Origin of the sequence: Roseateles sp. (assembly GCF_047654785.1) — a bacterium.
GTDB lineage: Bacteria > Pseudomonadota > Gammaproteobacteria > Burkholderiales > Burkholderiaceae_C > Pelomonas.
The window spans coordinates 722,026-734,632 of sequence record NZ_JASGKQ010000003.1 but is presented as its reverse complement, the minus strand read 5'-3'; the positions used below and the strand labels follow the sequence as shown (position 1 = coordinate 734,632).

Sequence of the window (12,607 nt, the reverse complement as noted above, 5' to 3'; positions counted from 1 at the left end):
GGGTTGCCCTCTCGGCCGGTGCGTCTTCCGTCCCCCGCGAACGGCAACCAGCGGCGGCAACGCCGCCCGCAGGCAAGAAAAAACGGGCTAGCTGCTTTCGCGGCTAACCCGTTGATCCATTTCTTGTTTTTCTGGCGCGGCTGGCAGGATTCGAACCCACGACCCCTTGGTTCGTAGCCAAGTACTCTATCCAACTGAGCTACAGCCGCTGAAGCCTCACAGTATAGCCAGATTTTTCCGTACCCGGCAAGACTTCGGCGATTTTTTTGAGAAATCTCCGGAAATCTCCGGGAGGAGGCCGGCGGACGGCCGCCCTGCCGCCCCGGAGCGCCCCTCAGGGCACGCGCGCGGCCGATTCGAAGCAGCGGGCACGGCGGGCGTCGTCGCCCTCCTGCTCCGCCAGGGCCGCCAGCGCCAGCCAGCTGCGGCGGCGTGCGGCGCCGGGCATGGTCGTGTCGTCGGCGACGGCTTCGAGCATCAGCCGCGCCTTGCCCCACAGCTGGCGCTCGGCCAGCGCATGGCCCAGCGCGTAGGCGAGCGCGCGTTCGCGCGGGAAGCGCTGCTGCGCGGCTTCCAGGCGCTGCAGCCAGTCGGGGCCGCAGCCGGCCAGCACGGGCACGAGCGCGTTCGCCAGCGCGGCGCGGTCGTCGGGCTGCAGCGCCGCGCCGTCGTCGAAGAAGGGGCGCAGCCAGCCGCGGCCGTCGTCGGGAGCGCCGAGCTGGCCGGCGCAGTGCGCGGCGCGCGCGGCCACCAGCGGGTCGCGGCGGTCGGCCGGGTCCAGCTGCTGCCAGACGGTGCGCAGCTGGTCGACGTCGCGGGCGCCGTCCAGCGCCTCGAACGCCAGCGAGCGCAGCAGGCCTTGCGCGGCAACCTTCGAGAAGGCCTGGTGCTTGGCGAGCAGGCGCGCGGTGCGCAGCGCGTCCAGCGGCTGCCGCGCCAGCCGCGAGGCCTGCAGGCGCAGCCGCAGGGCCTGCGTGCGGCGGGCGACGCCGGGGGCCAGTTCGCCCAGCACGGCCAGCGCGCGCGGAGCGTCGCGGTCGTCCAGCGCCCATTGCGCGGCGAGCAGCCGGGCGCCGTCTTCCTGCGCGCGGGCGCCGCCGGCACGCTGGGCCGGGTCCAGCGCGCGGGCCAGCTGGTCGTCGCGGTGGCGGCGGTCCTGCAGGCGGTGGGCGCTTTCGGCGGCCAGCAGGTGGGCCAGCGCCATGAAGGCGGGGTCGGCCGCCAGCTCGGGCGTGGCGGACTGGATGCTGAGCGCCTTCTGCGCCGCCTTCTGCGCGCGGCTGTAGCGGGCGCCGAAGAGTTCGACCAGCGCCTCGCGCAGCGCGAGCTGGGCGCTGCGTTCGCGCTGGGCCAGGCGCCATTCGCGGGCGCGCCTGGGCAGCGTGGTCAGTGCCTCGACGGCCTGGATGGCGGTGACGAGCGCGAAGCAGCCCGCCACCAGCAGCAGCAGGAACAGGTTGAGCGAGATGTCCACGCGCCAGCCGCTCCAGTAGAAGCTGGCGAGGCCGTCGTTGGACCCGAGCGTGAGCGCCGCGACGACCGCCGCGGCGAAGAGCAGGACCAGCCAGATGACGAGGCGCAAGATCGGCCTCCCCTCAGCGGCCGGCCGCGGCGGCGGTCAGCGCGGCCAGCGTGTCGTCGGGGCGCGGCACGCTGACCTGGCGGGCCTGGCCGGCGACCTGGCGCAGCAGTTCGACCACGCCGGCCACCTTGCGCGAGCGGGTGTCGAAATAGCGGTTCAGCATGTCCTGGCTGTCGCGCAGGTCGGACTGCGCCGTGTCGAACTGCCGGCTCAGCAGCGCCAGGCGGGCGTTGAGCAGGCGCAGCTTGAGGTTCTCGCGCAGGAAGAAGCTCTGGTCGGGCGACATCAGCGCGGCCTCCGGGCGCTCGATGCGGGTCACGCGCAGCAGCGTGCGGGCCTCGCCCCAGACGATGCCGGTCCAGCTGGCGAGCTGCTCGCGCGCCTGCCACCACCACAGCGCCAGCTTGCCGTCGGCGGCCGCAGCCGCCTGCTCGCGCTGCAGGCGCAGCGCGCGTTCGCGCTCGCGGGCCGCGGCGTCGCCAGGGCGGTCGTCGTGGACGCGGTGGGCCGGGTCGCCGCCGGACGTCAGCGGCAGCTCGTCGGCCATGCGGACGACGTCGTCGAGCTTGATGGTCAGCGTGGCGACGTCGACCACCGCGACGGCCTTGACGCGGTCCAGGTCGCGCGCGACGGCGCGGCGCACGCCCTCCAGGCGCGGCTGCTTGTAGCGCAGCAGCCGCTCGTCGGCCTGCCTCAGCGTGGCGACCAGCGGCTCGGCGCTGCCGGTGATCTGCGTCTGCTGCAGGGCCACGCGGATGGCGGCCTCGATGTCGCCGACGACGTTCTCGTCGCGCGAGCGGGACATGGACTGAATCAGCTCCTCCAGCTGGCCGCGCTGCAGCGCCACCTCGGCCAGCCGCGCGTCCAGCAGCGAGACCTTGGCGGCCGTGTCGCGCACCAGCTCCGACGACTGCTTGGCCGCCAGCCGCGCCTCGGTGGCCTGGGCCTGGCTGGCCTCCTGGCGGCGCACCAGCTCCTGCTCCAGCGACTGCTGGCGCGCCAGGCTCTGCCAGACCAGCACCACGCACAGCAGCACCCCGGCGCCCAGCAGGGCCAGCAACCAGGGCATCCAGGACAGCCACGGCGGCAGCGCGGCGGCGGCCGGCGGCGGCGGGGCGACGGGCTCGGCCGCCGGGGGCGGCGGCAGCGGGACGGGGGAAGTCGGCTCACTCACAGTGCGGGCGATTCTGTCAGAAGGGCTTTCAGCGCCCCGGCCACGGCCTGCGGGTCCGGTCGCGCCAAAACCACAGGCGCGAAGCCGGCGGCACGGGCCGCGTCGGCGATGCGGGGGTGCGTGGCGATGGCGCGCTGGCCGGCCGGTGGCCGGCCCGCCAGCGGCTCGCGGAGGTGGCCCACCGCCTCCGCGCTGCTGAACAGCCAGGCCACGCGGGCCGGATGCGCCAGCGCGCCGGCCAGCAGCGCCTGTTCGGCGGCGCCCAGGCGCGGCCCGGCGCGGTGGTAGACGGCCACGGCGCTCACCTGCGCGCCGGCCTCGGCCAGCCGCTCGGCCAGCCACTCGCGGCCGCCGTCGCCGCGCAGCAGCAGCACGCGGGCACCGCGCCAGGCGCGGCGGGGCGCGAGCCGTTCCCAGAGGTGTTCGGAGTCCAGGCCGGCCGCGTCGGCCGCGGGCTGGACGATCTGCGCCGGCGGCACGCCATGCGCGGCCAGGGCCTGGGCGCTGCCGGGGCCGACGCAGGCGGCCAGCGTGCGCGCCGGCCAGGCGGCGCCGGCCGGCGCGTGGGCGAAGAACTGCGCGACGGCGTTCGGGCTGACGAACACCGCCAGCTCCGCCGCCGCAAGCCCGGCCCAGGCGGCGCGCACGGGCGCGGCGTCGCGGGCCGGCAGGATCTCGATCAGCGGCAGCGCCGCGGCCGGCACGCCCAGTGCCGCCAGCCGCGCCAGCCAGTCCGCGCACTGCGCGCGCGGGCGGGTGACGAGCAGCGTGGGCAGCGTCATCCGGGCAGGTAGGCGGCGGCGCCCAGGTCGCGCAGCCGCGCGGCGGCCTGGTTGCCCAGCGCGCGCGCGGCGGCCACGTCGGCCACGTCGCCGGCCACGCTGGCACGCAGCAGCGGCACGGCATGCCGCTCGGCATGGCCCAGCGCGGCGTCCAGGCACAGCGTGGCGCCCTGCCAGCGCGCATGCGCGGCCAGCGGCACGCTGCAGCTGCCGCCCAGCGCGCGGGAGACGGCGCGCTCGGCCTCGCAGGCCAGCCGCGTCGGCGCGTGCGCGAGCGGCGCCAGCGCGGCGGCCAGCGCCGCGTCGCCGGCGCGGATCTCGAGGCCCAGCGCGCCCTGCCCGGCGCACGGCAGCATCTGGCCGGTCTCGAACAGCGCGCGCATCCGGTGGGCCAGGCCCAGGCGCTTGAGGCCGGCCGCCGCCAGCACGATGGCGTGGTAGCCGCCCTCGTCGAGCTTGCGCAAGCGAGTGTCGAGGTTGCCGCGCAGCGGCTGCACGCGCAGGTCCGGACGCAGCTGCAGCAGCTGCGTGACGCGGCGCAGGCTGGAGCTGCCGACCACCGCGCCCTCGGGCAGCTCGGCCAGCGAGGCGTAGTCGTTGGCGACGAAGGCGTCGCGCGGATCCTCGCGCTCCAGCACGGCGGCCAGCGCGAAGCCCTCGGGCAGCTCCATGGGCACGTCCTTCAGCGAATGCACGGCGAGCTGCGCGCGGCCGTCGGCCAGCGCGGCCTCCAGCTCCTTCACGAACAGGCCCTTGCCGCCGATCTTGGACAGCGCGCGGTCGAGGATCTGGTCGCCCCGGGTGGTCATGCCCAGCAGCACGGCGGGCAGGCCCAGTTCGCCGGCCAGGCGGGCCTGCACATGCTCGGCCTGCCACAGCGCCAGGCGGCTCTCGCGCGTGGCGATGGTGATGGGGGTGGGGACGGTCATAGGGCGGTGATTATCGAGGCCGGCCCGCGCCGTACTTCCGCAACCGGCGCTTCGCCGCGGCCGAAACCGCGGGCCGCGACACCGGGCCGCCACGGGGTCCGCGCCGCGGGAGAAACTGCTAGAGTCAGTTTTCGGTAACTTCGTTACCTATCCTGCAGCAATTTCCACCTCCGGACGACCGCCATGCCTCCACGAGCCGCTCCCGCCCGCGCCGATGCCGACAAGAACGAACCGCTGGTGGCCGACATCCGGCTGCTCGGCCGCATCCTCGGCGACGTCATCCGCGAGCAGGAGGGCCGCGAGGCCTACGAGCTGGTCGAGCGCATCCGCCAGCTCGCGGTGGCCTATCGCCACAAGCACGACAAGGAGGCGGGCAAGCGCTTCGACAAGCTGCTCAAGGGCCTGTCCGGCGAGCAGGCGGTCAGCGTGATCCGCGCGTTCAGCTACTTCTCGCACCTGGCCAACATCGCCGAGGACCGCCACCACGTGCGCCGCCGCGAGGTCCACGAGCGCGCCGGCAGCCTGCAGCCCGGCTCGCTGGCCTACTGCCTGGAGCACCTGCACCAGGCCGGCGTGCGCCCCAACGAGATCGCCGCGGTGCTACGGCGCGGCTTCATCTCGCCGGTGCTGACGGCCCACCCGACCGAGGTGCAGCGCAAGAGCATCCTGGACGCCGAGCGCGCCGTCGCCGGCCTGCTGGAGGCGCGCGACCGCGCCCGCCAGGCCGGAAGCGAGCGCGAGCTGCGCGACACCGAGGCGCTGCTGCGCGCGCGCATCACCCAGCTGTGGCAGACGCGCATGCTGCGCTACTCCAAGCTGACGGTGGCCGACGAGATCGAGAACGCGCTGTCCTACTACCCGTCCACCTTCCTGCGCCAGATCCCGCGGCTCTACGCCGAGCTGGAGGAGCACCTGCCCGGCGAGGTGCTGCCCAGCTTCCTGCGCATGGGCCACTGGATCGGCGGCGACCGCGACGGCAACCCCAACGTCGGCGCCGCCACGCTGCACCAGGCGATGAAGCGCCAGGCCGAGGTGGCGCTGCGCCACTACCTGACCGAGCTGCACGAGCTGGGCGCGGAGCTGTCCATCTCGCTGCGGCTGACCGGCGTGTCGCCCGACATGCAGGCGCTGGCCGAGCGCAGCCCCGACCAGAACGCGCACCGGCTGGACGAGCCCTACCGCCGCGCGCTGACCGGCATGTACGCCCGCCTGGCCGCCACGCTGCACGCGCTGACCGGCACCGAGGCGCTGCGCCACGCGGTGGCGCCGCAGCACCCCTACCTCGCGCCCGCCGAGCTGCTGGCGGACCTGCGCGTCATCGAGGCATCGCTGAAGCAGCACCACGCCGAGGCGCTGATCGCGCCGCGCCTGGCGCCGCTGATCCGCGCGGTGCAGGTGTTCGGCTTCCACCTCGCCACGCTGGACCTGCGCCAGAGCAGCGACCAGCACGAGCTGGCGCTGGCCGAGCTGCTGGCCGCCGCCCGCATCGAGCCCGACTACGCCGCGCTGGACGAGGCGGCCAAGCGCGCGCTGCTGCTGCGGCTGCTGAACGACGCCCGGCCACTGCGCGTCATCGGCGCCGCGTACAGCGAGAAGACGCTGGGCGAGCTGGCCACCTTCGAGGCCGCGCGCGAGGCGCTGGCCCGCTTCGGACGCGAGGCGCTGCGGCACTACATCATTTCGCACACCGAGTCCGTCAGCGACCTGCTGGAAGTGGCGCTGCTGCTGAAGGAGACCGGCCTGCTGCGCGGGCTGCTGGCCGAGCAGGCCGTCAGCGACCTCATCATCGTGCCGCTGTTCGAGACCATCGGCGACCTGCGCATCGCGCCGGCCATCATGCGCGAGTTCTACGCGCTGCCCGGCGTGCGCGGCCTGGTGGACCGCAGCAGCCCCGGCGGCGTGGGCGAGCAGGACATCATGCTAGGCTACTCCGACAGCAACAAGGACGGCGGCATGTTCACGTCGTCCTGGGAGCTGTACCGCGCCGAGATCGCGCTGGTCGAGCTGTTCGACGAGCTGCGCCAGCAGGGGCCGCTGACACTGCGCCTGTTCCACGGCCGCGGCGGCACCGTGGGCCGCGGCGGCGGCCCGAGCTACCAGGCCATCCTGGCGCAGCCGCCGGGCACGGTGAACGGCCAGATCCGCCTGACCGAGCAGGGCGAGGTCATCGCCTCCAAGTACGCGCACCCGGAGATCGGCCGGCGCAACCTGGAGACGCTGGTCGCCGCCACGCTGGAGGCCACGCTGCTGCACCCGACGCAGAGCGCGCCCAAGAGCTTCCTGCAGGCCGCGCAGGCGCTGTCGGACGCCAGCTTCGCCGCCTACCGCGGCCTGGTCTACGGCACCCCCGGCTTCGCCGACTACTTCTTCGCCAGCACGCCCATCCGCGAGATCGCCGAGCTCAACATCGGCTCGCGCCCCGCGTCGCGCAAGGCCACGCGCGCCATCGAGGACCTGCGCGCCATCCCCTGGGGCTTCTCCTGGGGCCAGGCGCGCGTGGCGCTGCCGGGCTGGTGCGGCTTCGGCTCCGGCGTCGAGGCCTTCCTCGGCGACGAGCCGGCGCAGCGGGCCAAGAACCTGGCGCTGCTCAAGCGCATGCTCAAGGGCTGGCCGTTCTTCCGCGCGCTGCTGTCCAACCTCGACATGGTGCTGGCCAAGGCCGACCTGGCGCTGGCCGAGCGCTACGTCGAGCTGGTCGAGGACAAGAAGCTCGGCAAGCGCATCTTTTCGGCCATCCGCGCCGAGTTCGAGCGCACGCAGGCGGCGCTGGCGCTCATCACCGGCGACGACAAGCGGCTGGCCGCCAACCCGTCGCTGGCGCGCTCCATCGAGCACCGCTTCCCCTACATCGACCCGCTGAACCACCTGCAGATCGAGCTGATGCGCCGCTACCGCCGCACCGCCGCCGACGACCCGGCGATGGAGCGCGTGCAGCGCGGCATCCACCTGTCGATCAACGGCATCGCGGCGGGGCTGCGCAACACGGGCTGAGCCGCCCCGCTCAACGCGACGCGGCCGGGCGCGGGGCGTGCGCCCCACCCTGGCGTTCGCGCAGCCAGGCCAGTTCGCCCTGCCGGCTCCTGGCCGCCTGGCCCCGGCCGTAGGCGGCGAGGCCGGCGCAGCTCATGTCGGTCTCGATGCGCGCCAGATCCTCCAGCGCCAGGCTGAAGGCGGCCCGCTGCTCCTGCGGCGACACCGCCTTGGCGCTGGGCGGCCAGCCCAGCCGTGATTCCAGCGCATGCAGCATGGCGCCATCCGACACCGTGCTGACCATCGCGGGCAGCGCCCGTGCCAGCTGCCCGCACAGCTGGTGGCGGTTCGCATCCCGCAGGGCCTTCGCGTGGCAGGGCCGGGAGATGGCCAGCAGGCCGGACACCGCCGCCAGCGAGGCGTCATGGCCGTTGGCCTCCAGCAGCACGAAGACATCGCCCGGCCCGGGAGCGTCGCCGATGACCTCCTGCACCGCCGCGCCCAGCCCCCGGCGCGCATCGGCCAGGCGCTTGCGCTGGCTCAGCTGATACAGGGCCTGCGCCATGCCGGCCTCGTCGCGCCGGTCGGCGCCGTCCTCCAGCCGCAGCAGCCAGGGCCAGGCGTCGCCCGGGTCCAGCGCCTCCAGCCGGTCCACGTTCAGCGACGCACAGGCGCTGGGCGCCACGGGCGAGACGTACAGCGGGCTGTCCGGCGGTTCGTCCTTCAGCCCGTGGCCGAGCGCGGCGGTCCGGCGCATGTTGGCGTCCCATCGGCAGGCGCGCAGCGCGAGGCGGTAGGCCGCCACGTCGCCCGACGGTGCCGCCAGCAGCGCGGCGGCCTGGGTGTCCCGCCTCAGCAGCGCGGCAGCCACCCGATGCACCAAGGGACCGGCCTCCAGCCGCTGCAGCACGCGGGCGCGGTCCTGGTCGATCCGCGCCTGCATCGCCTGCGCCCAGGCCGGAGGCGTCGCGCCGCCGGCACGGAACTGCGCCGCATCCACGCGCCCCACGCCGCAAACCTCCACCCGGCCATCGGCCGGCAGCGACGCCGACGCCTGCGGCATCGCCGGCCCGGCGAACGACGCGCCGCGCGCGGCGGCCTCCGGGCTGGCAAGCACACTCTGCGGCGAGGCGGGCCGGGCGGCCGGCGGCGCCGCCGGCACGCCCGCCGGCGCCGCCACCGGGCGCCACGCCAGCCATCCCGCCAGCATGGCCAGCAGCAACGCACCGGCGACGAGCCACCGCCTCTTGCGCACCGTCATCGCGTCGTCATCGCGCCGCAGCCGGCAGGCCCTGCCCCGCCAGCGCCTCCCGCACCGCCGCCACCTGGCGGCGCGACACGGCCAGCCATTCGTCCACGTGGACGATGCGCACGGCCCAGCTGTCGGCGGGCTCGGCGGCGCCGTCGTCCAGCTCGCCGAAGTGGGTGGGCGCATGCCGCTCCAGCTCGCGCACCGCCCAGCGGGCCACCAGCGCGTTGCGGTGCACGCGCAGGAAGCGCTCGCCCAGGCGCTGCTCCAGGTCGGACAGCGCGCCGTCCATCACATGCGTCTCGCTGGCGGTGCGCAGCGTCAGGTACTTCAGCTCGGCCTTGAAGTACAGCACCTCGCCGACGGGCACGCGCAGCAGGCGGCCGCGGTCGGTCAACGTGATGAAGTCGGCCGGCCCGGCGGCCGCGGGCGCCTCGGCGGGCGGCGCGGACTGCGCCGCCGCCCGCTCCGCCAGGCGCTGCGCGGCGCGCGCCAGCGCGGCCTGCAGGCGCTCGCGGCGCACGGGCTTGGTGAGGTAGTCCAGCGCGTCCAGCTCGAAGGCGCGCAGCGCATGCATCGCATGGGCGGTGACGAAGATGACCAGCGGCGCCGGCGCGCCGGGCGGGCGGCGGGCCAGGCCGTCGGCGAACTGCAGGCCGTCGGCCCCGGGCATCTGCACGTCCAGCAGCACGACGTCGCAGCCCTGCTCGCGCAGCCAGGCGTCGGCCTGCGCGGCCGTGGCGGCCTCGGCCACGACCGCGCAGCGCGGCTCCGGGATGGCCTCCACCAGCCCACGCAGGCGCAGGCGGGCCAGGGGTTCGTCGTCGACGATGAACAGGCTCAGCGGGTTCATGACGGCAGCAGGATACGCAAGACGAAGCGGTGCTCGCCGGCCTCGACCTCGAAATGCGCGGCCACGTCGTGCATGAGCTTCAGCCGCTGGCGCACGTTGCGCAGCGCCAGGCCGTGGCCGGCGACGCGGGCCGGCGCGCCGACGCTGTTGGCGATGCGGATCTCGACCTCGGCGCCGCGCCGCAGCGTCGTGACCTCCAGCTCGCCGCCGTCGTCGTTGGGCTCCACGCCGTGGCGCACGGCGTTCTCGACCAGCGGCTGCAGCAGCAGCGGCGGCACGCGGGCGGCGCCCGCGGCGGGGTCCAGGCGCCAGGCCACGCGCAGCCGCTCGCCGAAGCGGATCTGCTCGATGGCGAGGTAGCGGCGCGCCAGCTCCACCTCGTCGGACAGCGGCACGGAGGCGCTGGAATCGGCCAGCGCGACGCGGAACAGCTCGGCCAGGTCCTCCAGCACGCCCTCGGCGCGCGCCGGGTCCACCTGCACCAGCGCGATGGCGCTGTTCAGCGTGTTGAACAGGAAGTGCGGGCGGATGCGCGACTGCAGCTCCACCAGCTGCGCCAGCGCATCGGCCGGGCGCCGGGTGTGCTCGCGCAGCCTGAGCCAGGCCAGCAGCCCGGCCGCGCCGCTGGCCCCGGCGGCGGCGACGCTGGCGAAGCGCCACGGGCCGGCCGGCTCCTCGGCGGTGGCGTTCAGCAGCGCGAAGCCCATCAGCGCGCCCGCCGCGCCCAGCGCCATCAGCGCCAGCCACTGCGCCGGCTCCGGCAGGCGCGGCCACAGCCGCTTGCCCGAGCAGACGGCCAGCAGCCACGACAGCACCGCGAACATGGTCACCACGGTGCCGTTGGCCATCAGCGTGAGCCACTGGCCGGCGTCGCGCGCGACCAGGGCCGCGCCCAGCGCCAGCAGCAGCTGCACGCCCAGCACGGCGCGCAGCACCAGGCCGACGTGGCAGACGTCGAAGGCGCGGGTCGGGTCCAGCAGCGGGGCCGGGCCCGGCGCGCGGCGCTTGGAGAAGAGCATGTGCGTGGCTTGAGAAGCGGGGCGATCCGGGGCGTTCGATAATCCCGCGCTGCAGCGCATTGTGCGCGCCAGCCCCCTCACGCCTCCCATGTCAGACAACCAACTCGCCAACAAATCCCAAGCCTGGTCCGCGCTGTTTTCCGAGCCGATGAGCGACCTGGTGAAGCGCTACACGGCCAGCGTCGGCTTCGACCAGCGCCTCTGGCGCGCCGACATCGCGGGCAGCCTGGCGCATGCGGAGATGCTGGCCGCGCAGGGGATCCTGAGCGCCGGGGACCACGCCGCCATCCAGCGTGGCCTGCACGAGATCGCCGCCGAGATCGAGGCCGGCCAGTTCGAGTGGAAGCTGGACCTGGAGGACGTGCACCTGAACATCGAGGCCCGGCTGACCGAGCGCGTCGGCCTGGCCGGCAAGCGGCTGCACACCGGCCGCAGCCGCAACGACCAGGTCGCCACCGACGTGCGGCTGTGGCTGCGCGGCGAGATCGACGAGATCGCCGGCCTGCTCACCGCGCTGCAGCGGGTGCTGGTCGAGCAGGCCGGCACGCACGCCGACGTGATCCTGCCCGGCTTCACCCACCTGCAGGTGGCGCAGCCGGTCAGCTTCGGCCACCACCTGCTGGCCTATGTGGAGATGTTCGCGCGCGACGCCGAGCGCATGGCCGACGTGCGCCGCCGCGTCAACCGCCTGCCGCTGGGCGCCGCCGCGCTGGCCGGCACCAGCTACCCGCTGGACCGCGAGCGCGTGGCCCGCACGCTGGGCATGGTGGACGCGGACGGCGCGGCCTGCGTGTGCCAGAACAGCCTGGACGCGGTCAGCGACCGCGACTTCGCGATCGAGTTCTCGGCCGCCGCGTCGCTGGTGATGCTGCACGTGTCGCGGCTGTCCGAGGAGCTGATCCTGTGGATGAGCCAGAACTTCGGCTTCATCGCGCTGCCGGACGCCTTCTGCACCGGCTCGTCGATCATGCCGCAGAAGAAGAACCCGGACGTGCCCGAACTCGCACGCGGCAAGACGGGCCGCGTCGTCGGCCACCTCGTCGGCCTCGTCACGCTGATGAAGGGCCAGCCGCTGGCCTACAACAAGGACAACCAGGAGGACAAGGAGCCGCTGTTCGACACCGTGGACACCTTGAAGGACACGCTGCGCATCTTTGCCGACATGCTGGCCGGCCTGAGCGTCAGGCCCGACGCGATGCGCGCCGCCGCGCTGCGCGGCCACGCGACGGCGACCGACCTGGCCGACTACCTCGTCAAGAAGGGCCTGCCCTTCCGCGACGCGCACGAGGTGGTGGCGCATGCGGTGAAGTCGGCCAGCCGCCAGGGGGTGGACCTGGTGGCGCTGTCGCTGGGCGAGTTGCGAGCCTTCGACGCGCGCATCGAGGCCGACGTGTTCGACGTGCTGTCGCTGGAAGGCTCGCTGAACGCGCGCAACGTGCTGGGCGGCACCGCGCCGGCCCAGGTGCGCGCGCAGGTGGCCCGCCACCGCGCGCGGCTGGCGTGATGCGGCGCCCTTGAGCCCCGTCAACGCCGCCACGCCACCGCCCGCCTAGCATCCACGCCATGACCGCCCCCACGCTCGCCTGGACCGACGCCCTGACGCTGAACCAGCCCACGCTGGACGCCACGCACCACGAGTTCGTCGACCTGCTGAACGCCTTCGGCGCCGCGCTGGACGCCGGCGCCGACGCCCTGCCCGCCTTCCGGGCGCTGCTGGCCCACACCGAGGACCACTTCGCGATGGAGGAGGACTGGATGGCGCGCTGCGGCTTCGAGCCGCAGAACTGCCACGCCAGCCAGCATGCGATGGTGCTGAACGTGATGCGCGAGGCGCTGCGCTATGCGACCGAGCTGGGCGACCGCGAGCCGCTGTCCATCCTGCGCGGCGAACTGGCCGCGTGGTTCCCGGCGCACGCCGAGATGATGGACGCGGCGCTCGTCTTCACGATGGCGCAGCGCGGCTTCGACCCGGCCACGGGCGCATGCCGCGCGGCGCCCGCCGCCGAAGCGGCCGCCCATGCCTGCGGCGGCCCGGGCGGCTGCGCCTGA

At 74.6% G+C, this 12,607-nt stretch carries 10 protein-coding genes and 1 tRNA gene; 3 read left to right on the top strand and 8 right to left on the bottom strand.

The window, feature by feature from the left end; translation table 11 throughout:
- Nucleotides 1–132: 132 nt before the first annotated feature.
- From QM788_RS12460 to hemC, 5 genes are all read right to left on the bottom strand, one after another.
- Nucleotides 133–209, bottom strand: a tRNA-Arg gene (locus QM788_RS12460).
- Nucleotides 210–334: 125 nt separating this feature from the next.
- Nucleotides 335–1,582 carry a heme biosynthesis HemY N-terminal domain-containing protein gene (locus QM788_RS12455; protein WP_415661795.1) on the bottom strand — a complete coding sequence of 416 codons (1,248 nt, stop codon included), beginning with the start codon at nucleotides 1,580–1,582 and terminating at the stop codon, nucleotides 335–337.
- Nucleotides 1,583–1,595: 13 nt separating this feature from the next.
- Nucleotides 1,596–2,756 (bottom strand): uroporphyrinogen-III C-methyltransferase, encoded by a 1,161-nt coding sequence (locus QM788_RS12450; RefSeq protein ID WP_415661794.1) that lies wholly within the window; start codon nucleotides 2,754–2,756, stop codon nucleotides 1,596–1,598.
- Nucleotides 2,753–3,538, bottom strand: a complete 786-nt coding sequence (locus tag QM788_RS12445) for a uroporphyrinogen-III synthase (RefSeq protein WP_415661793.1) — start codon at nucleotides 3,536–3,538, stop codon at nucleotides 2,753–2,755. The genes QM788_RS12450 and QM788_RS12445 overlap by 4 nt, the downstream gene beginning before the upstream one ends.
- On the bottom strand, nucleotides 3,535–4,467 hold the full coding sequence (gene hemC, locus QM788_RS12440; protein WP_415661792.1) for a hydroxymethylbilane synthase: 933 nt from the start codon (nucleotides 4,465–4,467) through the stop codon (nucleotides 3,535–3,537). The genes QM788_RS12445 and hemC overlap by 4 nt, the downstream gene beginning before the upstream one ends.
- Nucleotides 4,468–4,650: 183 nt before the next feature.
- Here hemC and ppc point away from each other — a divergent pair, with 183 nt between their 5' ends.
- On the top strand, nucleotides 4,651–7,458 hold the full coding sequence (gene ppc, locus QM788_RS12435) for a phosphoenolpyruvate carboxylase (protein ID WP_415661791.1): 2,808 nt from the start codon (nucleotides 4,651–4,653) through the stop codon (nucleotides 7,456–7,458).
- 10 nt (nucleotides 7,459–7,468) lie between these two features.
- On the opposite strand, the gene QM788_RS12430 is transcribed toward ppc, so the two are convergent.
- From QM788_RS12430 to QM788_RS12420, 3 genes are read right to left on the bottom strand one after another with little or no spacing between them, the layout of a single operon-like run.
- Complete coding sequence (locus QM788_RS12430; protein ID WP_415661790.1) at nucleotides 7,469–8,692, bottom strand: hypothetical protein; 1,224 nt, start codon at nucleotides 8,690–8,692, stop codon at nucleotides 7,469–7,471.
- A 13-nt stretch (nucleotides 8,693–8,705) separates the two neighbouring features.
- Nucleotides 8,706–9,539, bottom strand: a complete 834-nt coding sequence (locus QM788_RS12425) for a LytR/AlgR family response regulator transcription factor (RefSeq protein WP_415661789.1) — start codon at nucleotides 9,537–9,539, stop codon at nucleotides 8,706–8,708.
- Nucleotides 9,536–10,558 (bottom strand): sensor histidine kinase, encoded by a 1,023-nt coding sequence (locus QM788_RS12420; RefSeq protein WP_415661788.1) that lies wholly within the window; start codon nucleotides 10,556–10,558, stop codon nucleotides 9,536–9,538. The genes QM788_RS12425 and QM788_RS12420 overlap by 4 nt, the downstream gene beginning before the upstream one ends.
- 88 nt (nucleotides 10,559–10,646) lie before the next feature.
- Here QM788_RS12420 and argH point away from each other — a divergent pair, with 88 nt between their 5' ends.
- Together argH and QM788_RS12410 are read left to right on the top strand one after the other, a co-directional pair.
- Nucleotides 10,647–12,062 (top strand): argininosuccinate lyase, encoded by a 1,416-nt coding sequence (gene argH / locus QM788_RS12415; RefSeq protein ID WP_415661787.1) that lies wholly within the window; start codon nucleotides 10,647–10,649, stop codon nucleotides 12,060–12,062.
- A 59-nt stretch (nucleotides 12,063–12,121) separates the two neighbouring features.
- Nucleotides 12,122–12,607 (top strand): hemerythrin domain-containing protein, encoded by a 486-nt coding sequence (locus QM788_RS12410; RefSeq protein WP_415661786.1) that lies wholly within the window; start codon nucleotides 12,122–12,124, stop codon nucleotides 12,605–12,607.

Coding starts and splice junctions, on each gene's coding strand:
- QM788_RS12410 (WP_415661786.1), top strand. CDS start 12,122: ATGACCGCCCCCACGCTCGCCTGGACCGACGCCCTGACGCTGAACCAG.
- QM788_RS12425 (WP_415661789.1), bottom strand. CDS start 9,539: ATGAACCCGCTGAGCCTGTTCATCGTCGACGACGAACCCCTGGCCCGC.
- QM788_RS12420 (WP_415661788.1), bottom strand. CDS start 10,558: ATGCTCTTCTCCAAGCGCCGCGCGCCGGGCCCGGCCCCGCTGCTGGAC.
- hemC (WP_415661792.1), bottom strand. CDS start 4,467: ATGACCGTCCCCACCCCCATCACCATCGCCACGCGCGAGAGCCGCCTG.
- ppc (WP_415661791.1), top strand. CDS start 4,651: ATGCCTCCACGAGCCGCTCCCGCCCGCGCCGATGCCGACAAGAACGAA.
- QM788_RS12445 (WP_415661793.1), bottom strand. CDS start 3,538: ATGACGCTGCCCACGCTGCTCGTCACCCGCCCGCGCGCGCAGTGCGCG.
- argH (WP_415661787.1), top strand. CDS start 10,647: ATGTCAGACAACCAACTCGCCAACAAATCCCAAGCCTGGTCCGCGCTG.